We start from the raw sequence: 22,651 nt of genomic DNA on the forward strand, positions 1-22,651 counted from the left end.
GGCATAAAAAAAAGCCCCGCCTGGATCACCAGGCGGGGCTTTTTAGTGGCCGATGGAATCAGACGAGAGGTTTAGGCTCGTGTTCTTTTTCCAGGGCTTGCTCGTGTTGCTCTACCGCTTCCTGAATGGAGCGCGGTGCTGTTTCGATCACCGATTCAGCGGCTTCGGCAGCAGCGACTTCAGCAGCCGGGGCAGGTGCTGCCTCGACGACTTCAGCGACAACCGGAGCTGGTTCGACAGCCGCCGGAGCAGCAGCGGCAGCCAGTTCGGCTTCCTTCTGCAGACGCTCCCCTTCACGCTTGCGACGACGCACTTCACGTGGGTCGTTCGGCGCACGGCCACTCGGCGTCAGGGCGCTGACAGGGGCGGCTTCGACTTCCGGTGCGGCCACTTCGGCAACAACCGGTGCTTCAACCAGCGGAGCCGGCTCGGCAGCAGCAACCACTGGCTCGGACACCATGGCCTCGGCTACTGGCGCTTCGGCGGCGGCTGGCTCGGCAACCCAGTTGAACGCGGTTTGCTCTTCGCGAACTTCACGGACAGCTTCGGTCACTGTTTCGGTGACTGTTTCGACAACCGGTTCTGCGGCAACCACTGGCTCAGCGGCAGCTTCAAATACAGGCTGTGCTTCACGAGCCGGGGCCACTTCGATTTCCGGAGCCGCGGTGGCTTCGACCGGAGTCGTTGCTTCAACCACGGGCGCTTCCACTGGAGCAGTTTCCAGGGTGGCGGCAGTCGCGCGTTCGGCTTGCTCGTTAGCCTGTGCTTCGGCTGGAGCGCTGATCACGGTGCTGGCAACGGCTGCGGTAACAGCCAGGCCCGCGGCCAGATCGGCAGCGCTTGGCGCTTCGTTGGCTTCGGCAGCTTCGTTACCTTCGGCGGACTCGGATTCTTCCGAACCTTCGATCACATTGCCGTTGGCATCGCGTTGACGCTCGCGACGGTTGCTGCGACGACGCTGGCCACGGGAGCGGCGGCGTGGACGATCGCCTTCGGCGCCTTCCTGACCGTCTTCCAGCAGTTGCTCTTCGTTGGTAACCAGCTCTTCTTCAGCAACGGCGGCAGGCGCTTGCTCGGCACGTGGCTGACGTTCTTCACGCGGTGGGCGTGGAGCACGTTCTTCACGTGGCTGACGGGCTGGACGCTCTTCAGCGGTAGCAGCGGTGGCCGGAGCGGCATCCAGAGGCTCACGCAGTTCACGAACCGGACGCTCTTCACGATCGCCACGTGGCTTGCGATCTTCGCGAGGAGCGCGCGGTGCACGTTCTTCACGAGGGGCACGTGGAGCGCGTTCTTCGCGGGCGACTGCTACCGCTGGAGTTTCTTCGCGGGCTTCGCGTGGCTCACGTGGTGCGCGTTCTTCACGCGGTGCACGTTCCTCGCGAGGCTTGCGTTCTTCATCGCGGCGACCGTTACGGTTGCGGCTCTGCTGACGACCGTTGCGACGCTCTTCGTTGCGGGCTGGACGCTCGGTGGTCGCCGGTTTTTCAACCACCACCGGAGCAGCAGGCTCTTCCTTGGTCGCAAACAGGCTGACCAGCGACTTCACCAGGCCTTTGAACAGGCTTGGCTCAGGCGCGGCGACCGGTGCAACCACCGGAGCGGCGACGACTTCGGTCGGAACCGGAGCGTTGGCGCGAGCCGGAGCGGTCTTGACCGCGGCTTCCTGGCGAACCAGGGTGCGGGTTGCAGCGGCTGGCTGGACTTCTTCGACTTCGGCAGCGGCAGCAGCGATTTCGTAGCTGGACTGGCCGACCGCGGCTTCCGGGCTGTCATCGCGCAGACGCTGAACTTCGAAGTGCGGCGTTTCGAGGTGATCGTTCGGCAGAATGACGATGCGGGCACGGGTGCGCAGTTCGATCTTGGTGATCGAGTTGCGTTTTTCGTTGAGCAGGAACGCGGCGACCGGGATCGGCACTTGTGCGCGAACTTCGGCAGTGCGGTCTTTCAGGGCTTCTTCTTCGATCAGGCGAAGGATCGCCAGCGACAGCGATTCAACGTCACGGATGATGCCGGTGCCGTTGCAACGCGGGCAGACGATGCCGCTGCTTTCGCCCAGCGATGGACGCAGGCGCTGACGGGACATTTCCAGCAGGCCGAAGCGCGAGATGCGACCGACTTGCACGCGAGCGCGGTCGGCTTCCAGGCATTCGCGGACTTTCTCTTCCACGGCGCGCTGGTTCTTGGCAGGGGTCATGTCAATGAAGTCGATGACGATCAGGCCGCCGATGTCGCGCAGGCGCAACTGACGGGCGATTTCTTCGGCGGCTTCAAGGTTGGTCTGCAGAGCGGTTTCTTCGATGTCGCTGCCTTTGGTGGCGCGCGCCGAGTTGATGTCGATGGACACCAGGGCTTCGGTCGGATCGATAACAATGGAACCACCGGAAGGCAGTTCGACGACGCGCTGGAAAGCGGTCTCGATCTGGCTTTCGATCTGGAAACGGTTGAACAGCGGAACGCTGTCTTCGTACAGCTTGATCTTGCTGGCGTACTGCGGCATCACCTGGCGAATGAAGGTCAGGGCTTCGTCCTGGGCTTCAACGCTGTCGATCAGCACTTCGCCGATGTCCTGGCGCAGGTAGTCGCGGATGGCGCGGATGATCACGTTGCTTTCCTGATAGATCAGGAACGGCGCGGAGCGATCCAGCGAGGCTTCTTTGATGGCGGTCCAGAGTTGCAGCAGGTAGTCGAGGTCCCACTGCATTTCTTCGCTGCTGCGGCCCAGGCCGGCAGTGCGAACGATCAGACCCATGTCGGCCGGGGCAACCAGGCCGTTAAGGGCTTCACGCAGTTCGTTGCGCTCTTCACCTTCGATGCGACGGGAAATACCGCCGGCACGCGGGTTGTTCGGCATCAGAACCAGGTAACGACCGGCCAGACTGATGAAGGTGGTCAGGGCTGCGCCCTTGTTGCCACGTTCTTCTTTTTCGACCTGAACGATGACTTCCTGGCCTTCGCTCAGGACGTCCTTGATGTTGACGCGGCCTTCGGGGGCTTTCTTGAAGTATTCGCGGGAGATTTCTTTGAGGGGCAGGAAGCCGTGGCGCTCAGAGCCGAAATCGACAAAGGCAGCCTCAAGGCTTGGTTCGATGCGAGTAATCCGGCCTTTATAGATGTTGGCCTTTTTCTGCTCGCGTGCACCGGATTCGATGTCCAGGTCGTAGAGGCGTTGGCCATCTACCAGTGCAACACGCAACTCTTCGGGTTGAGTTGCGTTAATCAGCATTCTTTTCATGTAGTACCGTCGGTTTCCGGGCTGCCGGAAACGGCGTTCGGCACACACGACTTCTCATGGTCGGTGTCAGGTGCGTCAGGAGTGGTTGGACACTCCAGTGTCTAGCGAACCCCGACCAATTGGGCCGGCGTCGCGACGTACGCGTCCTGCTTGCTGTGGCTACTTAAGCACTCAGTCAGGAGGAGGAATCAACCAGCGGCTGTGGACGAGATGAAGCGTCTTGATAAAGCCTATTGCTACACAGTCCAGCGGTTGTGCATCTCCACCCTACACGTATCCCTGATAATTCGGGTGCTGCCGCGCGCAGAATCCGCAGCGGGTTGGCATTTACCGTGAGCTCCGAAAGGGGAGGTCACGCATCATGGCTAATTTAGGCGTTGTTTCCGAAGCGTTCGCTCGGGGTTGTTCGTAGCTGACTGCACTTTGTGAACTGGCCGTGAATATTTGCTCGCAAGGCGAGTGAAAACTCTGCTTTGCGGCATGCTTCAGGCCTCATGTCACCTGCGCTCGTTACAACTGCAAACTCTACCGTTTCGTAGCGAAAGCCCCGTAGGACGGCCTCTCGTCCTCGTGAATTGCGTTGGTCAGGGCCGGTTTTTGACCGTTAGTCCGCTGTCCAGGCCACTTTTGGCGGCGTTCGCGACTATAGCAGCAATGATTAAGTGCTTCAATTCCATAAAAAATTGTTATCATCCGCGCCATGACGACTACTGCCCCTTCGACCCCAGCCGTACAACTGCTGGAGGTCTCGCCGGAATATGCCGGCCAACGTATTGATAACTTCCTTCTCGCTCGGCTCAAAGGCGTGCCCAAGACTTTGATTTACCGCATTTTGCGCAAAGGCGAAGTGCGAGTGAACAAAGGTCGGATCAAGCCCGAATACAAGCTGCAGGCGGGCGATATCGTGCGCGTGCCGCCGGTTCGCGTGCCTGAGCGCGACGAGCCCGTGCCGCTGGCACAAGGCCTGCTCCAGCGCCTCGAAGCCTCGATTGTGTTCGAGGACAAGGCGTTGATCGTGATCAACAAGCCTTGCGGCATCGCGGTCCACGGTGGCAGCGGCTTGACTTACGGGGTGATCGAAGCCTTTCGTCAGTTGCGTCCCGATTGCAAGGAGCTCGAACTGGTTCACCGTCTCGACCGAGACACCTCCGGCCTGCTGATGATCGCCAAGAAGCGCAGCATGCTGCGTCACTTGCATACGGCATTGCGCGGCGATGGCGTCGATAAGCGCTACATGGCGCTGGTTCGCGGCAACTGGGCGGCCTCGATCAAGCAAGTCCGAGCGTCGCTCGGCAAGAGCAATCTGCGCTCCGGCGAGCGTATGGTTGAGGTCGACGAGGAGGAGGGCAAGGAGTCCGTGACCGTGTTCAAGGTCCTGCGTCGTTTTGGCGACTTTGCCACCCTGATCGAAGCCAAGCCGATTACCGGCCGGACTCACCAGATCCGCGTCCACACCTTGCACGCCGGACATTGCATTGCCGGTGACACCAAGTACGGCGATGAAGGCTTCAGCAAAGAGATTCGGGAACTGGGCGGAAAGCGCCTGTTCCTGCACGCCTACATGCTGACCGTGCCACTGCCGGATGGTGGTGAACTGAAGTTGCAGGCGCCGGTCGACGAGATGTGGGCCAAAACCGTGGAGCGCCTGAGTGCACCCATCTGATTACAAGCTGCTGATCTTCGATTGGGACGGCACTCTGGCTGACTCCATTGGTCGGATTGTCGAGTCGATGCATGTCGCGTCCGAGCGATCCGGATTTCAGTTGTGCGATGACTTTGCCGTCAAGGGCATCATCGGTCTGGGTCTGCCGGAAGCGATTCGCACGTTGTATCCGGAAATCGGCGAAGAAGAATTGGTAGCCTTCCGTCAGCACTATGCTGATCACTACATCGCCTCGGAGGCTGTTCCTTCGCCGTTGTTCGAGGGTGTCGTCGAGTCGATGGAGGCGTTTCGTGCCGAGGGTTATCACTTGGCGGTCGCGACCGGCAAGGCTCGTCGTGGGCTGGATCGGGTGCTGAAGTCTCACGGCTGGGAAGAATATTTCGATATCACTCGTGCGGCCGACGAAACCGCCAGCAAACCCCATCCGCTGATGCTTGAGCAGATCCTCGCTCACTGCGATGTTCGCCCGGAGCAAGCGCTGATGGTGGGCGATTCGTCCTTTGATTTGCAGATGGCGCGCAACGCCGGCATGGATTCGGTGGCCGTCAGCTATGGCGCGCAATCGATCGAAGCGTTGAAATTATTCGAGCCGGCGCTGGCCATTGATCGTTTTTCAGAATTGCATGCCTGGCTGAGTCAGCGGGCTTAATAGGTTTTTGCTGGGGTAGATGTCATGACCGACGAATGGAAAGCGCCCGCCAAGGCAAGCGCAGAGAGCGGTGACGAGAAAAGCTGGAAGCTGCTGGAAAAGACCCTGTTAACCAGCGTGCACGAGCAGCGCCGGTCCCGTCGCTGGGGGATTTTCTTCAAGCTGCTGACCTTTGTGTACCTGTTTGGCGCGTTGATCCTGTTCACGCCGCTGATGGACATGGAAAAAGCGGCCACCCGCAGTGGCAACTACACCGCGCTGATCGACGTGACCGGCATGATCGCCGACAAGGAGCCTGCCAGCGCTGACAACATCGTCGGCAGCCTGCGTGCCGCGTTCGAGGACGAGAAGGTCAAAGGTGTCATCCTGCGGATCAACAGTCCGGGCGGCAGTCCGGTGCAGTCAGGCTATGTCTATGACGAAATCCGCCGCTTGCGCGGCCTGCATCCGGACACCAAGCTTTATGCGGTGATCTCGGATTTGGGTGCTTCCGGTGCTTACTACATCGCCAGCGCGGCGGATCAGATCTACGCCGACAAGGCGAGCCTGGTAGGTTCCATTGGTGTGACGGCGGCCGGTTATGGCTTTGTCGGGACGATGGAGAAGCTGGGTGTCGAGCGTCGCACGTACACCTCCGGCGAGCATAAATCGTTCCTCGATCCGTTCCAGCCGCAAAAGCCTGAAGAAACTCAGTTCTGGCAGGGCGTGCTTGATACTACGCATCAGCAGTTTATCAACAGCGTCAAGCAAGGTCGTGGCGACCGCCTCAAAGACAAGGAGCACCCGGAGTTGTTCTCCGGGTTGGTCTGGAACGGGGAGCAGGCGTTGCCGCTGGGCCTGATCGATGGCCTGGGGAATGCCAGTTCGGTGGCGCGTGATGTGATCGGCGAGAAAGAGTTGGTGGACTTCACTGTTCAGGAATCGCCGTTCGATCGCTTCTCGAAAAAGCTCGGTGCAAGCGTGGCTGAGCATCTGGCGATGTGGATGGGCTTCCAGGGGCCTTCGTTGCGCTGATTCTCCTGGTTCATCGGAAACCGGCCTTCGTGGCCGGTTTTTTGTCTTCAGGGGATTTGCACGCCTTCGGCCAGCAACATGTCCACCAGGCGAATCAATGGCAGGCCGATCAGGCTGGTGGCGTCAGGGCCTTCGGTGCTTTGAAACAGGCTCACCCCCAAACCTTCGGCTTTGAAGCTGCCAGCGCAGTCGTAGGGCTGTTCGGCGCGCAGGTAGCGTTCGATGCGTGCGGTGTCGAGTGTGCGCATGTTCACGGTGAATGGCACGCAGTCGACCTGGCAATCGCCGGTCTGGCTGTTGAACAGGGCAAGGCCGGTAAGGAAGGTCACGCTGGCACCGCTCGAAGCCAGCAATTGTTCGCGGGCCTTTTCGAAGGTGTGGGGTTTGCCGATGATCCGATCGCCAAGTACGGCGACCTGATCGGAGCCGATGATCAGGTGGGCGGGGTGGCTGCTGGCCAGCGCGCGTGCTTTTTCCTCGGCGAGGCGCTTGACCAACTCGATGCCGGACTCGTCCGGACGATGGCTTTCGTCAATATCCGGCGAGCTGCAGGTAAACGGCAGCTGCAAGCGGGCCAGCAATTCCCGGCGATAAACCGAGCTTGAAGCGAGTAATAAAGGCAGCATGCGCATCTCCAGAAGACAGGCGCGAATTCTAGCGGAGGCTTGCAAGTGACGGACAGGGCTGAATTTCCTTTGACATGGCTGGGGGCATCCCTATAATGCTGCGCCTATGTTGAATGACCCGATTCCACCTCACGTTGACCCGCGCAAATTGGCTGATCGTGGCACCACCCTTCAAGGTGAACTGCTGCTGGCCGATTTGGAGAGACTCTGCGACCCGCTTTCCGACACTGTCGGTACGGTGCAGGCTAAATTCGTTTTTGAACGAGATGAACGTAAGTCTGTGGTAATCCACAGTTTTATCGACACCGAAGTCAAAATGGTTTGCCAGCGTTGTCTTGAGCTGGTCACCCTGCCGATCCATAGCGAATGCAGTTATGCTGTGGTGAAGGAGGGTGCGAATACCCAGTCGTTGCCGAAAGGTTATGACGTGCTGGAACTGGGCGAAGATCCTTTGGATCTGCAGTCACTGATCGAGGAGGAGCTTTTGCTCGCCTTGCCCATTGTGCCTGCTCATCATCCGGAAGAATGCCAGCAGCCGGCGGGTCTCGATGAGCCCGAACCGAGCGAGGACGAGGTAACGCGGTCCAACCCGTTCAGTGTATTGGCGCAGTTAAAGCGTGACCCAAACGTTTAGGAGTTAATCAATTATGGCTGTTCAGCAGAACAAAAAATCCCGCTCTGCCCGTGACATGCGTCGTTCGCACGACGCCCTGACGGCAAGCACTCTGTCTGTAGAAAAAACCACCGGTGAAATTCACCTGCGTCACCACGTATCGCCAGAAGGCGTATACCGTGGCCGTAAAGTGATCGACAAGGGCGCTGACGAGTAATCACTTGTCTGCTCAAGTCATCGCGATTGACGCAATGGGCGGGGACTTCGGTCCCCGCAGCATTGTTCAGGCCAGCCTTGCTTGTCTGTCTGCTGCACCCTCGCTGCACCTGACCCTCGTCGGTCAACCCTCCCTTCTTGAAGAATTGCTCTCTGGCCAGTCGGCTATGGATCGCTCGCGTCTGTCGATTGCTCCGGCGTCCGAAGTCATCACCATGGACGAAAAACCTGCACAGGCCCTGCGCGGCAAGCCCGACTCGTCGATGCGCGTGGCGCTGGAGTTGCTGCGCGATGGCAAGGTCCAGGCCTGTGTCAGTGCCGGCAATACCGGTGCGCTGATGGCGTTGTCGCGGTTTGTGCTCAAGACCTTGCCTGGCATTGATCGGCCGGCGATGGTGGCGGCGATTCCGACGCAGAAGGGTTATTGCCAGTTGCTCGACCTGGGCGCCAATGTCGATTGCAGCGCCGAGCATCTATTGCAGTTTGCGGTGATGGGGTCGGTGGCGGCGGAAGCCCTGGGCATTGTTCGTCCGCGAGTGGCGCTGCTGAACATCGGTACTGAAGACATCAAGGGCAATCAGCAGGTCAAGCTGGCGGCCACCTTGTTGCAGAGTGCTCGTGGTATCAATTACATCGGTTTTGTCGAAGGTGACGGTGTGTACCGTGGCGAGGCGGATGTGGTGGTGTGTGATGGTTTTGTCGGCAATATCCTGCTCAAATCCAGCGAAGGCCTGGCGACCATGATTGCCGCGCGCATCGAAGCCTTGTTCAAGAAAAACCTTGCGTCGAAAGTGGTCGGTGCTCTGGCATTGCCGCTGATGAAGCGCCTGCAAGCTGATCTGGCGCCTGCGCGGCATAACGGCGCTAGCTTCCTCGGGTTGCAGGGAATTGTGGTGAAAAGCCATGGTTCGGCGGGGGTTCAGGGCTTCCAGAGTGCGATTCAGCGCGCCTTGATCGAGATCCAGGAAAACCTGCCGGAACGCATTCACGGTCGTCTTGAGGATTTGTTGCTTTAGGCGTTTTCGTCGGACAATGCTTAAATGTGACCGCTCAGTTCAATTTGCCATCCAACTGTCAGTTTCTTGCGTCCCCCAGGCGGGACGTCAATTCTCCGACGACAAGATCATTAGGGGCTTGTTACATGTCTGCTTCCCTCGCATTCGTCTTTCCGGGACAGGGTTCGCAGTCCCTCGGCATGCTGGCCGAGTTGGGCGCGCAACATCCGGTTGTCCTCGAAACATTCAAAGAAGCTTCCGATGCACTGGGTTACGACCTTTGGGCGCTGACCCAGCAAGGGCCGGAAGAGCAACTCAACCAAACCGATAAAACCCAGCCGGCCATTCTGACCGCCTCGATTGCCTTGTGGCGTCTGTGGCTGGCTGAAGGTGGCGCGCGTCCGGCTTATGTTGCCGGTCACAGCCTGGGCGAATACAGCGCTCTGGTCGCCGCAGGCAGTCTGAGCCTAGGTGACGCGGTGAAGCTGGTTGAGCGCCGTGGTCAGTTGATGCAGGAAGCCGTTCCGGCCGGGCAAGGTGGCATGGCCGCCATTCTCGGTCTGGACGATGCTGATGTGCTGGCAGCCTGTGCTGAAGCGGCGCAAGGCGAAGTGGTCAGCGCGGTCAACTTCAACTCCCCTGGCCAAGTGGTCATCGCCGGTGCCAAGGCAGCGGTCGAGCGCGCCATCGAAGGCTGCAAGGCCCGTGGTGCCAAGCGCGCCATGCCGTTGCCGGTCAGCGTGCCGTCCCATTGCGAGCTGATGCGTCCGGCGGCCGAGCGTTTCGCCGAGTCGATAGCAGCGATCGACTGGCAGGCGCCGCAGATTCCAGTGGTTCAGAACGTCAGCGCCAATGTGCCGGCCGATCTGGAAACCCTCAAGCGCGATCTGCTCGAGCAACTTTACAAGCCTGTACGCTGGGTCGAATCGGTTCAGGCACTGGCCGCCAAAGGTGCTACCCAGTTGGTCGAATGCGGCCCTGGCAAAGTGCTGGCGGGCCTGAACAAGCGTTGCGCCGAAGGCGTGTCGACATCCAACCTCAATACCCCCGACGCCTTCGCTGCCGCTCGCGCAGCGCTGGCTTGAATCAGGAGAAGCCTGCATGAGTCTGCAAGGTAAAGTTGCACTGGTCACTGGCGCGAGCCGCGGTATCGGCCAGGCTATCGCCCTGGAATTGGGCCGTCAGGGCGCCATCGTTATCGGCACCGCGACGTCTGCCTCGGGTGCCGAGCGCATTGCGGCAACCCTGAAGGAAAACGGGATTCAAGGCACTGGCCTGGAACTCAATGTCACCAGCGACGAATCCGTTGCTGCAGTATTGGCGAGCATTACATCGCAGTTCGGTGCGCCGGCGATCCTGGTCAACAATGCCGGTATCACCCGCGATAATCTGATGATGCGCATGAAAAATGACGAATGGCATGACGTCGTCGATACCAACCTGAACAGTCTGTTTCGCCTGTCCAAGGGCGTTTTGCGTGGTATGACCAAAGCCCGTTGGGGACGAATTATCAGTATTGGCTCGGTTGTGGGTGCCATGGGCAACGCAGGCCAAGTAAACTACGCAGCCGCCAAGGCCGGTCTGGAAGGTTTCAGCCGTTCACTGGCGCGTGAAGTCGGTTCGCGTTCGATTACGGTAAACTCGGTGGCCCCTGGGTTCATCGACACCGATATGACCCGCGAACTGCCCGAGGCACAGCGTGAAGCCTTGCAGACGCAGATTCCGCTGGGCCGTCTGGGACAAGCTCAAGAGATCGCGTCTGTGGTCGCTTTTCTTGCCTCCGACGGTGCGGCTTACGTTACTGGGGCTACAATCCCGGTGAACGGCGGGATGTACATGAGTTAAATGTGACGGATCGCTTCAAAAAAATGTCATACGAGCTGTCTAAAATCCGTTATAAAGCTGCAATCTATTTATCGGCAGAGGGTCGTCGGGTTTGAGGAGTGAAGCTTTCAGTTGAAAAACTGAAAAGTCTTTCTATACACTTACCCACCGGCCAGCTGCCTGAATTTGTCCATTAGGAGTGAAAACAAGGTATGAGCACCATCGAAGAGCGCGTCAAGAAAATCGTTGCTGAGCAACTGGGCGTTAAAGAAGAAGAAGTGGTCAACACTGCTTCCTTCGTTGAAGACCTGGGTGCCGACTCCCTTGACACCGTTGAGCTGGTGATGGCTCTGGAAGAGGAATTCGAGACCGAAATCCCTGACGAAGAAGCTGAGAAGATCACTACTGTACAAGCCGCAATCGATTACGTTACTAACCACCAGGCTTAATAGCTTGTAATCGTTGCTTGCTGTCATGGAAAAACCGCACTGCCATCACGGCGTGCGGTTTTTTCTTTAGGCCTGATGCAAAGTCGTCATTTGAAAAAAGGAGAGTGCTGTGTCGCGTAGACGCGTCGTAGTCACCGGTATGGGTATGTTGTCGCCACTGGGCACGGATGTGCCGAGCAGTTGGCAGGGCATTCTGGCTGGCCGCAGTGGCATTGGTCTGATCGAACACACCGACCTTTCTGCCTATTCCACCCGTTTTGGCGGCTCGGTAAAGGGCTTCAATGTCGAGGAATACCTGTCGGTCAAGGAAGCTCGCAAGCTCGACCTGTTCATTCAATACGGGCTGGCCGCAGGTTTTCAGGCCGTTCGTAACTCAGGTCTGGAGGTCACCGACGCCAACCGTGAGCGCATCGGCGTGGCCATGGGTTCGGGTATTGGCGGACTGACCAATATCGAAGAAACCAGCCGCACGCTGCATGATTCCGGCCCACGACGGATTTCTCCGTTTTTCGTGCCTGGCTCGATCATCAATATGATTTCCGGTTTCCTGTCCATCCATCTGGGCGCACAGGGACCTAACTACGCCATCGCCACCGCGTGTACCACCGGTACGCACTGCATCGGCATGGCAGCACGCAACATCATGTACGACGAAGCCGACGTGATGATTGCCGGCGGCGCTGAAATGGCGGCTTGCGGTCTGGGCATGGGCGGCTTCGGTGCCTCCCGCGCACTGTCGACCCGCAACGACGAGCCGGCCCGTGCCAGCCGTCCATGGGACAAGGGCCGTGATGGCTTCGTGTTGTCCGACGGTGCCGGCGCTCTGGTTCTGGAAGAACTGGAACACGCCAAGGCCCGTGGTGCGACGATCTATGCCGAGCTGATCGGCTTTGGCACCAGTGGCGATGCTTACCACATGACTTCGCCGCCGGCGGATGGTGCAGGCGCTGCACGTTGCATCACCAATGCATTGCGCGACGCGAAGATCAATGGCGATCAAGTCCAGTACATCAACGCCCACGGCACCTCGACGTCTGCGGGCGACCTTGCCGAAGCCCGTGCGATCAAGTCGGTGTTCGGCGATCACGCTTACAAGCTGGCGGTCAGTTCGACCAAGTCCATGACCGGTCACCTGCTGGGTGCGGCGGGCGCGGTCGAGGCGATCTTCAGTGTGCTGGCGATCAACAGCCAGATAGCGCCGCCGACCATCAACCTTGATGAGCCGGACGAAGGTTGCGACCTCGATTTCGTACCGCATACCGCGCGCAATATGGAAATCGATGTGGTGTTGTCCAACTCCTTCGGGTTTGGCGGTACCAACGGCTCGCTGGTGTTCCGCCGGTTCGCTGACTGATGGACAGCTGGGTCGACGGTCAGCCGGCTGACGCTTTGTCGCTGAAGGATCGCGGCCTGGCTTACGGTGATGGTCTGTTCGAGACCATTGCTGTGCGCAACGGCGCTCCGGTGTTGCTGGATCGGCATCTGATGCGTTTGGTCAAAGGTTGCCAGCGGTTGGCAATTAACCTCGATCATGCGGCTGTCTGCACAGAGTTACTGACCTATGCCCAAGCGTTGGGCGAAGGTGTGCTCAAGCTCATTGTCACGCGTGGCGAAAGCGCGCGCGGTTATGCACCCGATCCTTCGGCTCAGGCGCGCCGCATCATGCTGGGCAACCCACCCGCGGTTTATCCTGCTGCCCATGCGGAGCAGGGCGTTCGCCTGTTCCCCTGTGCGACGCGGCTTTCCAGGCAGCCACTGCTCGCGGGGCTCAAACACCTGAACCGTCTTGAGCAGGTCATCGCCCGCTCCGAATGGCAGGACACCGATCATGCTGAAGGCTTGATGCTCGATCAGGCCGGGCGCGTCATTGAAGGCGTGTTCAGCAATCTGTTCCTGATTCGCGATGGCGTACTGGTCACGGCTGATTTGAAGCGCTGTGGCGTTGCCGGCGTGATGCGTGCCGAATTATTGTTTCAAGCCGAGTCATTGGGGATCCCCACGCAAATCACCGACATCACCCTCGATCAGCTGCAATGGGCTGATGAAGTCTTTGTCTGCAACAGCGTGTATGGCGTTTGGCCGGTGCGCGCCTACGCCGCACTGAGCTGGCCGGTTGGTCCGCTCACCCGTAAACTCCAAACCATTGCCTGCGCGCTACTGGATGCTTGATACGTGAGACGTAAATTCTTGCTGCTGCTGGAAACCGGATTGGTTCTGGCTGGGCTGTGTCTGGGCGCTTCCGCCTGGAAAATCCATTCGGCGCTGGAACAGCCGCTGAACATCACTCAGGAAGAGCTGCTGGAAGTGCCCAAAGGCACGACACCGACCCGCACCCTCTATCGACTCGAAGCCGATGGCGTCATCAAGGACGCTTTCTGGCTGCGGGTGTATTGGCGCTTCAATCTCGCCAAACAACCGTTGCACAAGGGCGAATACCGCATGCAGCCCGGCATGACCGTCGAAGGACTCATTGACCTGTGGAAACGCGGGGAAATGGTTCAGTACAGCCTGACCCTGGTCGAGGGCTGGAATTTCCATCAGGTCCGCGCTGCTCTGGCCAAGGATGAAAAACTCGAAAAGACCCTCGACGGTTTGAGTGACAGCGAGGTGATGGACAAACTCGGTCACACCGGGATTTTTCCGGAAGGGCGATTCTTCCCTGACACCTATCGCTTCGTGCGCGGCATGACCGATGTCGAGCTGCTGAAAAAAGCCTACGACCACCTCGATGAAGTCCTTGCCAAGGAATGGAGCCAGCGCGCCGCTGATGTGCCGTACACCGAGCCCTATCAGGCGCTGATCATGGCCTCGCTGGTGGAGAAGGAAACCGGCGTGCCGCAGGAGCGCGGGCAAATCGCTGGCGTGTTTGTGCGGCGCATGGAAATGGGCATGTTGCTGCAGACTGATCCGACCGTGATCTACGGCCTCGGTGATCGCTACAACGGCAAATTGACCCGCGCCCATCTCAAGGAAGCGACGCCGTACAACACCTACGTGATTTCGGGCCTGCCGCCGACCCCGATCGCCATGGTCGGTCGGGAAGCGATTCATGCTGCGCTGAATCCGGTGGCTGGCAATAGCCTCTATTTCGTTGCTCGTGGTGATGGCAGCCACGTGTTCTCCGATGATCTGGACGCGCACAATAACGCTGTGCGTGAGTTCCAGCTCAAGCGCCGTGCCGACTACCGCTCCAGCCCGGCGCCGGCTACGGCGCCAGAGGCGACGGATGAGCAGGCACCGATTCCGGCTGCTTCGCCCGACACAGTCCCCGAGGCTTTGCCGCAAGTGCCGCCGCAAGCGCCTGACCAGTCGCCATCACCGGAGCCGGCGCAAGAGCCCGCTCAAGAACCTGCAGCTGCACCCGCGCCCGAACCGGATGCAACCGCGCCGCAAAGCCCGCAATGACTCTGACTAAGGACTGCCTGTGACTGGCTTGTTTATTACCCTGGAAGGCCCGGAAGGGGCCGGCAAGAGCACCAATCGCGAATACCTGGCCGAGCGCCTGCGCGCCGCAGGTATCGAGGTCGTGCTGACTCGCGAACCAGGCGGCACACCGTTGGCCGAGCGGATCCGCGAAGTGTTGCTGGCGCCGGTTGAGGAAGTCATGAACCCCGACACCGAGTTGCTGTTGGTGTTCGCCGCGCGAGCCCAGCATCTGGCCGAGGTGATTCGCCCGGCACTGGCCCGCGGTGCGGTGGTCCTGTGTGATCGCTTTACCGATTCGACCTACGCCTATCAGGGTGGCGGTCGCGGCTTGTCGCTGGAGCGCATCGCGACCCTGGAAGCCTTCGTCCAGGGCGATCTGCGCCCGGACCTGACGTTGATATTCGATCTGCCGGTGGAAGTGGGCCTGGCCCGCGCCAGTGCTCGTGGTCGTCTGGATCGCTTCGAACTCGAAGGCCGAACCTTTTTTGATGCGGTGCGCAGTGCTTTCCTCAAGCGTGCTGAAGCGGATCCTGAGCGTTATGTCCTGGTCGATGCCGCCCAGCCGCTGGCGCAGGTTCAGCAGGCGCTGGATGCCTTGCTGCCGCGTCTGCTGGAGTTGACCCGTGGCTGAAGCCTATCCGTGGCAGGACAGTCTCTGGCAGCAGTTGGCCGGTCGCAAGCAACATGCTCACGCCTATCTGCTCCATGGCCCGGCCGGGATCGGCAAGCGCGCGCTGGCTGAGCGCTTGATGGCCAGTTTGCTGTGCCAGCGTCCGAGCGCCGCCCACGATGCTTGCGGCGAATGCAAATCCTGTCTGTTGCTCAAGGCTGGCAGTCACCCCGACAACTACATTCTGGAACCGGAAGAAGCCGATAAGGCGATCAAGGTCGATCAGGTTCGTGATCTGGTCCGCTTCGTGGTTCAGACCGCGCAGATGGGTGGGCGCAAAGTGGTGCTGATCGAACCGGCGGAGTCGATGAACGTCAACGCCGCCAACGCTTTGCTCAAAAGCCTTGAAGAACCTTCCGGCGATACCGTTTTGCTGTTGGTCAGCCACCAGACCAGTCGTCTGTTGCCGACCATCAAGAGCCGCTGCGTGAAGCAGGCCTGTCCGTTGCCAAGTGAAGCGATGAGTCTTGCCTGGCTGGTCAAGGCCCTGCCGGACAGCTCGGAAGAAGAGCGTATCGAGCTGCTGACGTTGGCTGCCGGTTCCCCACTGGCCGCGGTCAAGTTGCAGACCCAGGGCGTACGCGAACAACGAGCGCTGGTGGTCGAAGGTGTGAAGAGGTTGCTCAAGCAACAGCAATCGCCAACGCAATTGGCCGAAGAATGGAAAACCATTCCGCAGTTGTTGCTGTTCGACTGGTTCTGCGACTGGTCGAGCCTGATCCTGCGCTATCAGTTGACCCGGGATGAAGAAGGCCTGGGATTGACGGATATGCGCAAGGTCATTCAATACCTGGCGCAGAAAACCGCTCAGGATAAGGTCCTGAATATTCAGGACTGGATCCTCGCCCAGCGTCAGAAAGTGATGAGCAAGGCCAACCTCAATCCGGCGTTGTTGCTGGAAGCGTTGCTGGTGCAATGGGCATCCTTGCCTACCCAGAAGTGATCGTCTGCGCCTAGACTCTGGTCATCAGCAATGGAGGTCAGCATGAATGAAGCCGTCAATCCGGGGCCGCGCAACGGCATTTTGTCCCTGACGATCAAGGACAAGTCCGTGCTTTACGCGGCCTACATGCCATTCCTCAAGAACGGTGGCCTGTTTATCCCGACCAACAAGAGCTACAAGTTGGGCGATGAGGTATTCATGCTGTTGAACCTGATGGACGAGCCGGAGAAGATTCCGGTCGCCGGCAAGGTCAGCTGGATCACCCCCAAAGGTGCACAGGGCAACCGGGCCGCCGGGGTCGGCGTACAATTCAACGATGGCGACAATACCGCGCGCAGTCGAATCGAAACCCATCTGGCCGGAGCCCTGAAGTCCGACCGTCCCACTCATACGATGTAAGTTGTAGCCCTTTTATGCTCGTAGATTCCCATTGCCACCTTGATCGCCTCGACCTCGCCGCCCACGACGGCTCTCTGGATGCTGCACTTGATGCGGCCCGTCTGCGCGGGGTAGGGCACTTTCTGTGTATCGGCGTCAGCGTCGAGAATGCCGCCGACGTCAAAGCCCTGGCCGAACGTTACGACGACGTCGACTGCTCGGTCGGTGTACATCCGCTGGACGTGCAGCCGGGCGCCGCGCCAGCACTGGATTGGCTGTTGCGCGAGCTCAACCACCCGCGTGTGGTGGCAATCGGTGAAACGGGCCTGGATTACCACTACGAGCCGGAAGCCGCGGAGTTGCAGCAGGAATCGTTTCGCCTGCATCTGCAAGCGGCGCAGCAGACAGGCAAACCGGTGATCATTCATACCCGTGGTGCCCGCGCCGATACGTTGAACCTCCTGCGTGAAGCGGCGCTGCCCCAGGCGGGCGTGCTGCATTGCTTTACCGAAGACTGGGACATGGCCAAAGCGGCGCTGGACATGGGGTATTACATTTCCTTGTCCGGGATTGTCACTTTCCGCAATGCCGATGCGCTGCGTGACGTAGCCAGTAAAGTGCCGGCTGACCGATTGCTGGTGGAAACCGACTCGCCTTACCTGGCTCCGATTCCGCATCGCGGCAAGCCGAACCTGCCGCAGTATGTGCGGGAAGTGGCAGAGTTTCTGGCGATGTTGCGAGGTGAGCCCTACGAGCGGTTTGCCGAGCAAACCACCGAGAATTTCAAGCGACTGTTTCCGCTGGCGCATGTGAAAGGTTAAATCGCAGGCAAAAAAAACCCGGGTTCTGGGGGGGGAATCCGGGTTAAGACCATTAGGAGTAAAACAAAGGCACGCGGTCCGTTGGTACCTATATCGGCGCAACACTTGGGGGAGATGTCTCGCCGACAGTTGAAGTATTGATCAGTATTGCGCCGAGTCCAGTTTACCGGCGCCGGTTTTTAAACAAATTTGGAATACGGGCGCTTCGGTTGAGTTCTCATCAATCTGCGGGGCTGCCGGAATTCATCAAGAAACACATATATGGTCGGATGATCCGTGCATTTTTGCGCAAGTTAGGCATAATACGCGGCTTCGAATTTTGACCCCTACAGACCTTTTCTTATGCACAAAGAACCTCGTAAGGTCCGTGAGTTTCGTCGCCGCGAGCAAGAAATTCTCGATACCGCGCTCAAGCTGTTCCTCGATCAAGGTGAAGACAGTGTCACCGTCGAGATGATTGCTGATGCCGTCGGTATTGGCAAAGGCACGATCTACAAGCACTTCAAATCCAAGGCTGAGATCTATCTGCGCCTGATGCTCGATTACGAGCGCGATTTGAACGAGCTGTTGCATTCGGCCGATGTCGACAAGGACAAGGAAGCCCTGTCCCGGGCCTACTTCGAATTCCGCATGCGCGACCCGCAACGCTATCGGTTGTTCGATCGCCTGGAAGAGAAGGTGGTCAAGGGCAATCAGGTGCCGGAGATGGTCGAGGAGCTGCACAAGATCCGCGCCTCGAACTTCGAACGCCTGACCCTGCTGATCAAGGGCCGGATCAGCGAAGGCAAGCTCGAAGATGTTCCGCCTTACTTCCATTACTGCGCATCCTGGGCGCTGGTGCACGGCGCCGTGGCGCTGTATCACTCGCCGTTCTGGAGCAATGTGCTGGAAGATCAGGAAGGTTTCTTCCAGTTCCTGATGGACATCGGCGTGCGCATGGGCAACAAGCGCAAGCGCGATAGTGACACCCCTAGCAGCTGAACCATTCAGTTGCCTTATTGCGCCATTATTTCGCTACGTGGTGCAGTACCGCAGGAATATACTCAGGCATAGGACTTGCTAAAACTTGATTTGTGAGTCAAGTTTTAGCGGTCCGAATATTCTTCCGCCGGAGTCATCCATGATCGTTGACCGTCAAGGCAGGCGTTTTCGCAATTTGCGAATCAGTCTGACTTCAGCCTGTAATTACGCTTGTACCTACTGTGTGCCCAACGGCAAGCGGTTGGTGGCTGCGCAGGATGAATTGTCGGCCGAGGCCATGGCACGTGGCGTGGCCTATCTGATTGAATCAGCGGGCATTGAGCGATTGCGCATCACTGGCGGCGAGCCGCTGGTCAGTCCCAAACTCGAAACTTTCATGACCGCTGTCGGGCAGATGGGCCTGGCGGACATCAGCCTGACCACCAATGGTCAGCTGCTGGCGAAAAAGCTGCCACTGCTGGTGGATGCCGGCATTCGTCGCATCAACGTTTCCCTCGATACCCTGGATGCCAGCGCCTTTCGCAGCATTGCCCGTGGCGGCGATCTGGCGACTGTGCTCGACGGTATGGATCAAGCCAGCGCCGCTGGCCTGAAGATCAAGGTCAATATGGTGCCGCTGCGTGGGCAGAACCTCGATCAAGTGATGCCGCTACTCGATTACTGTCTGGAGCGCGGCTTTGAGCTTCGCTTCATTGAGTTGATGCGTATGGGTCATCTGGCCAGCGATTCCAATGCGTTCCTGCAACAGTTTGTCAGCCTGCAGCAGTTGCTCAGCCTGATCGGCGAGCGCTACGAGTACCTTCAGGCCGATGCGCCAGTAGACGCCACCGCCGTGCGTTACGAAATTCCGGGGCAGGGCTACTTCGGCGTTATCGCCAACGAAAGCGTTCCTTTCTGCCGCACCTGTTCGCGGCTGCGCCTATCGTCCACGGGCTGGCTGCATGGCTGCCTGTCGTCGAGCAACCGCCACTATGTCGGCGACCTGCTGGACAAGCCGCGTCATCAGGCATTGCCTGCCTTGCAGCGACTCTTGATGAAAGCCTTGGGCGATAAGCAGGAAGTGGCATTTTCCGGTGGTGCGACCGTGATGAAAATCATCGGCGGCTAAACGCTGATCCTGCCACACCGAGCTGGCGCGGAAGCTGCATCCAATGGCCATTCGCCGGTTTTCCGTCACCGGCCTCTGGAGGGTAGGATGCGTAGCCTGGTTTTGCTGCTGGCCGTTTTGGCGCTTGGTGGCTGCATGAATGTCAGCGATCTGGCTGAAGGGACTCGCTACCACATGAGCGACGCGGGGTTGCTCGACCATAGCGACAGCCGCCGCGTGAATAACCTGCGCATCCAACCGGACTCATTCGTCTATATCGCCCAGGGCGCCTTTGTGCCGCCAGGCAGTACTGTCTACCCACGACCTAACGTGATCGCCGAAGTCGCCTTCGATGGCTTTGTCGAATACTTTCCCATGGTCCGCCGCGCCCGTGCCCCGGAAGGTCTTGATCAAGCCATGGGCGAAGCCCGTGCCGCCGGTGCCCATTACCTGCTCTATACCCGGTTCGCCAAGTCTGATGACCGTATCGGCAACTCGGACGAATGGCTCGATCAGGAAGCCCTGGATCGCCTCGGTATCGATGGTGGTGTCATTCAAATCATGTTGATCGAGACCAGCACCCAGTATTTGATTGATACTGCACGGATCCAGGGTCGTGGCGGTTTACTGACGTTCCACGACAAAAAGCCAGAAGACCTGATGGGCCCGCCGCTTGAACAATACGCGCGCGGCCTGCTGGGGCTCAGCGACCAGTAATTCAAAAGGAGAACGCCATGAGTGGCCCGCAAAAAGCCAACGATCTGTTGGGGCAAATCCCCAAAACCAAAGGCTTGCCGCCGGTCCACCTGTGGAATCCCGACTTCTGCGGCGACATCGACATGCGTATCGCCCGTGACGGCACCTGGTATTACCTAGGCACGCCGATCGGGCGCAAGCCGATGGTCAAGCTGTTCTCCACCATCATTCGTCGCGATGGTGACGATTACTTCCTCATCACCCCGGTCGAGAAGGTTGGCATCAAGGTCGACGACGCGCCCTTCGTGGCGATTGCCGTGGAGGTCGAAGGCGAAGGTGAAACCCAAGTCTTACGCTTTACCACCAATGTTGACGAGACCGCCGAGGCCGGCACCGAACACCCCATGCGCGTGGTGATCGACCCGGTCACGCAGGAGCCGGCGCCCTACGTGCATGTGCGCACCAACCTTGAAGCCCTGATCCACCGCAACGTGTTCTACCAACTGGTGGAACTGGCCGTCACCCGCGAGATCGACGGGCGACGCTGGCTGGGCGTGTGGAGCGCTGGCGAGTTCTTCCCCATTGGGCTTGAGCCCTAATCGATCAAAAATGTGGGAGCAAGCTTGCTCCCACATTTGTTTTGTATTGGCTCTAAAAATTCAAATTGACACTCAATCGTATGATGATTAGCGTGGACACCCATCGCGAACGGCTTTGTGCCGTCCCTGAATCGAGGTGTCCATGTCCAGCAGTTTTCATGCGTCGACGGTCGATTGGCTGGGTTGCTGGATCGCCACGGGGCAGGTCAAGCCAGGTGAGACGCTCAAGGTCGAAGCCGATCTGGGCGAGCAGCTCGGTGTCAGCCGCACCGTTATCCGCGAAGCCATCAAAACCCTGGTCGCCAAAGGCATGCTCGAAGTCGGGCCGAAGGTCGGCACGCGGGTGCTGCCAGTGCGCCGCTGGAACCTCTTCGATCCGCAAGTCGTAGGCTGGCTGTCGCGCAGCGGCTTGCCGGAAAACTTCGTCGACGACTTGCTCGATCTGCGCCGCACCATCGAACCCATGGCCGTTCGCTGGGCTTGCGAGCGCGCTACCGTCGAGCAGGTTAACGCCATCCTCCAGGCTTACAACGCATTGGAGCGGGCAGTGGACAGCGGCATTGATTACAACCGTGCCGACCAGTTCTTCCACGAGTGCATCCTCGCTGCCAGCCACAATCAATTTATCGAGCAAATGGTCCCGGCCCTTGGCGCGTTGCTGGCGGTGTCGTTCGAAGTGTCCGCCGCCGACCCGGACGAACTGCGCCGCACACTACCGATTCACAAAGACATGGCCGAGGCCATCTCCGCCCGGGATGCCGCGCGGGGAGTCTGGGCCTGCATGACCCTGATCGATAACGCCGACCTGGCCATCAAGCGCTTCTACCCGCAAGTCATGGCCGACAAGAAGGCCAGCTGATAACAATAAAAAAGCAGGAGGTTTCATGACGTGGACTGCGGTTACCGAACACCGGGCACGGCTGGGTGAAGGCCCGTTCTGGGACGCGCCGACCCAGGCGCTGTACTGGGTTGATATCGCCGGTCAGCAGGCGCTGCGGCTGATTGGCGCCAACGTGCAGATCTGGCAGATGCCCGAGCACGTCTCTGCGTTCATCCCCTGCGAAAGCGGCGATGCGCTGGTGACGTTGAACAGCGGCGTGTACCGACTCGATCTGGATTCCCCGGGCCTGGAGCCGCGACTGACCTTGTTCTGCGTCGCCGATCCGCAACCCGGCAATCGCGCCAATGAAGCCCGCTGCGATGCTCAGGGCCGACTCTGGCTCGGCACCATGCAAAACAACATTGGCGAGCAGGGCGAAGACGTGCCCATTGTGCGGCGTTCCGGTGGCCTGTTTCGCATCGATCGCGATGCTCGGGTGACGCCGTTGCTGCGCGGGTTGGGCATCCCGAACACGTTGCTGTGGAGCGACGACGCGACCACCGTGTATTTCGCCGACAGCCTCGACAACACGCTCTACCAGCATTTCATCCGCACCGACGGCAACCTCGACCCGGCCCACTTCTGGTTTGGGCCCCATGAACGCGGCGGCCCGGATGGTTCGGCAATGGATGCCCAAGGTTACCTCTGGAACGCCCGTTGGGATGGCAGCTGTCTGCTCAGGCTGACCCCGGACGGGCAGGTTGATCGGGTGATCGAGCTGCCAATCAGCCGTCCCACCAGTTGCGTATTCGGCGGTGAAGACCTGAAAACCCTTTACATCACCAGCGCCGCGAGCCCGCTCAACCATCCGCTGGACGGTGCGTTGCTGTCGATTCGAGTCGATGTGCCCGGAAAAGCCTGTACTCGGTTTGCGGGATAAATCCTA

General features: G+C 59.3%; 24 protein-coding genes. 22 read left to right on the plus strand and 2 right to left on the minus strand.

Annotated elements, in window-relative coordinates; translation table 11 throughout:
- Nucleotides 1–58 precede the first annotated feature (58 nt).
- Nucleotides 59–3,235, minus strand: a complete 3,177-nt coding sequence (gene rne / locus MO767_RS15615) for a ribonuclease E (protein ID WP_282481237.1) — start codon at nt 3,233–3,235, stop codon at nt 59–61.
- A gap of 700 nt (nt 3,236–3,935) precedes the next feature.
- On the opposite strand from rne, the gene rluC reads away from it, so the two are divergent.
- From rluC to MO767_RS15630, 3 genes are read left to right on the plus strand one after another with little or no spacing between them, the layout of a single operon-like run.
- The gene (rluC, locus tag MO767_RS15620; protein WP_282481238.1) at nt 3,936–4,898 is read left to right on the plus strand and encodes a 23S rRNA pseudouridine(955/2504/2580) synthase RluC; all 963 of its coding nucleotides are present in this window, start codon (nt 3,936–3,938) and stop codon (nt 4,896–4,898) included.
- Nucleotides 4,885–5,547, plus strand: coding sequence for an HAD-IA family hydrolase (locus tag MO767_RS15625; protein WP_282481239.1), 663 nt, complete (start codon nt 4,885–4,887; stop codon nt 5,545–5,547). Before rluC ends, MO767_RS15625 begins: the two co-directional genes overlap by 14 nt.
- A gap of 24 nt (nt 5,548–5,571) precedes the next feature.
- Entirely contained in the window at nt 5,572–6,561 is a 990-nt protein-coding gene (locus tag MO767_RS15630) for a S49 family peptidase (RefSeq protein WP_282481240.1), read from the plus strand.
- Between the two features lie 47 nt (nt 6,562–6,608).
- Here MO767_RS15630 and MO767_RS15635 read toward each other — a convergent pair whose 3' ends face one another.
- A complete protein-coding gene (locus tag MO767_RS15635; RefSeq protein ID WP_134419082.1) occupies nt 6,609–7,187 on the minus strand; it encodes a nucleoside triphosphate pyrophosphatase in 579 nt (192 codons plus the stop codon).
- A gap of 106 nt (nt 7,188–7,293) precedes the next feature.
- Between MO767_RS15635 and MO767_RS15640 the strand changes: the two genes are divergently transcribed.
- The 19 genes from MO767_RS15640 to MO767_RS15730 all read left to right on the plus strand — a co-directional run bounded on the left by MO767_RS15640 (nt 7,294) and on the right by MO767_RS15730 (nt 22,645).
- Nucleotides 7,294–7,821, plus strand: coding sequence for a YceD family protein (locus MO767_RS15640; protein ID WP_004371317.1), 528 nt, complete (start codon nt 7,294–7,296; stop codon nt 7,819–7,821).
- A gap of 13 nt (nt 7,822–7,834) precedes the next feature.
- Complete coding sequence (gene rpmF / locus MO767_RS15645; RefSeq protein WP_008152339.1) at nt 7,835–8,017, plus strand: 50S ribosomal protein L32; 183 nt, start codon at nt 7,835–7,837, stop codon at nt 8,015–8,017.
- A 4-nt stretch (nt 8,018–8,021) separates the two neighbouring features.
- Nucleotides 8,022–9,032 carry a phosphate acyltransferase PlsX gene (plsX, locus tag MO767_RS15650; RefSeq protein WP_134419083.1) on the plus strand — a complete coding sequence of 337 codons (1,011 nt, stop codon included), beginning with the start codon at nt 8,022–8,024 and terminating at the stop codon, nt 9,030–9,032.
- Between the two features lie 125 nt (nt 9,033–9,157).
- Nucleotides 9,158–10,096, plus strand: a complete 939-nt coding sequence (gene fabD / locus MO767_RS15655; RefSeq protein WP_129437452.1) for an ACP S-malonyltransferase — start codon at nt 9,158–9,160, stop codon at nt 10,094–10,096.
- Nucleotides 10,097–10,112: 16 nt separating this feature from the next.
- Complete coding sequence (fabG, locus tag MO767_RS15660) at nt 10,113–10,856, plus strand: 3-oxoacyl-ACP reductase FabG (RefSeq protein WP_095132058.1); 744 nt, start codon at nt 10,113–10,115, stop codon at nt 10,854–10,856.
- Nucleotides 10,857–11,047: 191 nt separating this feature from the next.
- Nucleotides 11,048–11,284 (plus strand): acyl carrier protein, encoded by a 237-nt coding sequence (gene acpP, locus MO767_RS15665; protein ID WP_003442511.1) that lies wholly within the window; start codon nt 11,048–11,050, stop codon nt 11,282–11,284.
- A gap of 109 nt (nt 11,285–11,393) precedes the next feature.
- Nucleotides 11,394–12,638, plus strand: coding sequence for a beta-ketoacyl-ACP synthase II (gene fabF, locus MO767_RS15670; protein ID WP_282481241.1), 1,245 nt, complete (start codon nt 11,394–11,396; stop codon nt 12,636–12,638).
- Nucleotides 12,638–13,453: an aminodeoxychorismate lyase gene (gene pabC / locus MO767_RS15675; RefSeq protein WP_282481242.1), complete on the plus strand. Its 816-nt coding sequence runs from the start codon at nt 12,638–12,640 to the stop codon at nt 13,451–13,453. Before fabF ends, pabC begins: the two co-directional genes overlap by 1 nt.
- A 3-nt stretch (nt 13,454–13,456) precedes the next feature.
- A complete protein-coding gene (gene mltG / locus MO767_RS15680; RefSeq protein ID WP_282481243.1) occupies nt 13,457–14,689 on the plus strand; it encodes an endolytic transglycosylase MltG in 1,233 nt (410 codons plus the stop codon).
- A gap of 19 nt (nt 14,690–14,708) precedes the next feature.
- Nucleotides 14,709–15,341, plus strand: coding sequence for a dTMP kinase (gene tmk, locus MO767_RS15685; protein WP_282481244.1), 633 nt, complete (start codon nt 14,709–14,711; stop codon nt 15,339–15,341).
- Nucleotides 15,334–16,323 carry a DNA polymerase III subunit delta' gene (locus MO767_RS15690; protein WP_282481245.1) on the plus strand — a complete coding sequence of 330 codons (990 nt, stop codon included), beginning with the start codon at nt 15,334–15,336 and terminating at the stop codon, nt 16,321–16,323. The genes tmk and MO767_RS15690 overlap by 8 nt, the downstream gene beginning before the upstream one ends.
- Nucleotides 16,324–16,365: 42 nt before the next feature.
- Nucleotides 16,366–16,722, plus strand: a complete 357-nt coding sequence (locus MO767_RS15695; protein WP_282481246.1) for a PilZ domain-containing protein — start codon at nt 16,366–16,368, stop codon at nt 16,720–16,722.
- A gap of 14 nt (nt 16,723–16,736) precedes the next feature.
- Entirely contained in the window at nt 16,737–17,522 is a 786-nt protein-coding gene (locus MO767_RS15700; protein WP_282481247.1) for a TatD family hydrolase, read from the plus strand.
- A 342-nt stretch (nt 17,523–17,864) separates the two neighbouring features.
- Nucleotides 17,865–18,503 carry a TetR/AcrR family transcriptional regulator gene (locus tag MO767_RS15705; RefSeq protein WP_007945721.1) on the plus strand — a complete coding sequence of 213 codons (639 nt, stop codon included), beginning with the start codon at nt 17,865–17,867 and terminating at the stop codon, nt 18,501–18,503.
- A gap of 139 nt (nt 18,504–18,642) precedes the next feature.
- Nucleotides 18,643–19,611, plus strand: coding sequence for a radical SAM protein (locus MO767_RS15710; protein WP_282481248.1), 969 nt, complete (start codon nt 18,643–18,645; stop codon nt 19,609–19,611).
- Between the two features lie 87 nt (nt 19,612–19,698).
- On the plus strand, nt 19,699–20,307 hold the full coding sequence (locus MO767_RS15715; protein ID WP_282481249.1) for a DUF4823 domain-containing protein: 609 nt from the start codon (nt 19,699–19,701) through the stop codon (nt 20,305–20,307).
- A 17-nt stretch (nt 20,308–20,324) separates the two neighbouring features.
- Nucleotides 20,325–20,885, plus strand: coding sequence for a DUF1285 domain-containing protein (locus MO767_RS15720; RefSeq protein ID WP_282481250.1), 561 nt, complete (start codon nt 20,325–20,327; stop codon nt 20,883–20,885).
- Between the two features lie 142 nt (nt 20,886–21,027).
- Complete coding sequence (locus MO767_RS15725; protein WP_282481251.1) at nt 21,028–21,744, plus strand: FadR/GntR family transcriptional regulator; 717 nt, start codon at nt 21,028–21,030, stop codon at nt 21,742–21,744.
- Nucleotides 21,745–21,769: 25 nt separating this feature from the next.
- Entirely contained in the window at nt 21,770–22,645 is an 876-nt protein-coding gene (locus MO767_RS15730; RefSeq protein ID WP_282481252.1) for an SMP-30/gluconolactonase/LRE family protein, read from the plus strand.
- Nucleotides 22,646–22,651: the final 6 nt, after the last annotated feature.

The organism is Pseudomonas sp. UYIF39 (assembly GCF_029963765.1).
Taxonomy (GTDB): domain Bacteria; phylum Pseudomonadota; class Gammaproteobacteria; order Pseudomonadales; family Pseudomonadaceae; genus Aquipseudomonas.

Bases quoted from the DNA above. Each gene is read 5' to 3' on its own strand.
- rne (WP_282481237.1), bottom strand. From the start codon at position 3,235: ATGAAAAGAATGCTGATTAACGCAACTCAACCCGAAGAGTTGCGTGTT.
- rluC (WP_282481238.1), top strand. From the start codon at position 3,936: ATGACGACTACTGCCCCTTCGACCCCAGCCGTACAACTGCTGGAGGTC.
- MO767_RS15630 (WP_282481240.1), top strand. From the start codon at position 5,572: ATGACCGACGAATGGAAAGCGCCCGCCAAGGCAAGCGCAGAGAGCGGT.
- MO767_RS15635 (WP_134419082.1), bottom strand. From the start codon at position 7,187: ATGCTGCCTTTATTACTCGCTTCAAGCTCGGTTTATCGCCGGGAATTG.
- MO767_RS15640 (WP_004371317.1), top strand. From the start codon at position 7,294: ATGTTGAATGACCCGATTCCACCTCACGTTGACCCGCGCAAATTGGCT.
- rpmF (WP_008152339.1), top strand. From the start codon at position 7,835: ATGGCTGTTCAGCAGAACAAAAAATCCCGCTCTGCCCGTGACATGCGT.
- fabD (WP_129437452.1), top strand. From the start codon at position 9,158: ATGTCTGCTTCCCTCGCATTCGTCTTTCCGGGACAGGGTTCGCAGTCC.
- fabG (WP_095132058.1), top strand. From the start codon at position 10,113: ATGAGTCTGCAAGGTAAAGTTGCACTGGTCACTGGCGCGAGCCGCGGT.
- acpP (WP_003442511.1), top strand. From the start codon at position 11,048: ATGAGCACCATCGAAGAGCGCGTCAAGAAAATCGTTGCTGAGCAACTG.
- pabC (WP_282481242.1), top strand. From the start codon at position 12,638: ATGGACAGCTGGGTCGACGGTCAGCCGGCTGACGCTTTGTCGCTGAAG.
- MO767_RS15695 (WP_282481246.1), top strand. From the start codon at position 16,366: ATGAATGAAGCCGTCAATCCGGGGCCGCGCAACGGCATTTTGTCCCTG.
- MO767_RS15700 (WP_282481247.1), top strand. From the start codon at position 16,737: ATGCTCGTAGATTCCCATTGCCACCTTGATCGCCTCGACCTCGCCGCC.
- MO767_RS15705 (WP_007945721.1), top strand. From the start codon at position 17,865: ATGCACAAAGAACCTCGTAAGGTCCGTGAGTTTCGTCGCCGCGAGCAA.
- MO767_RS15710 (WP_282481248.1), top strand. From the start codon at position 18,643: ATGATCGTTGACCGTCAAGGCAGGCGTTTTCGCAATTTGCGAATCAGT.
- MO767_RS15715 (WP_282481249.1), top strand. From the start codon at position 19,699: ATGCGTAGCCTGGTTTTGCTGCTGGCCGTTTTGGCGCTTGGTGGCTGC.
- MO767_RS15720 (WP_282481250.1), top strand. From the start codon at position 20,325: ATGAGTGGCCCGCAAAAAGCCAACGATCTGTTGGGGCAAATCCCCAAA.
- MO767_RS15725 (WP_282481251.1), top strand. From the start codon at position 21,028: ATGTCCAGCAGTTTTCATGCGTCGACGGTCGATTGGCTGGGTTGCTGG.
- MO767_RS15730 (WP_282481252.1), top strand. From the start codon at position 21,770: ATGACGTGGACTGCGGTTACCGAACACCGGGCACGGCTGGGTGAAGGC.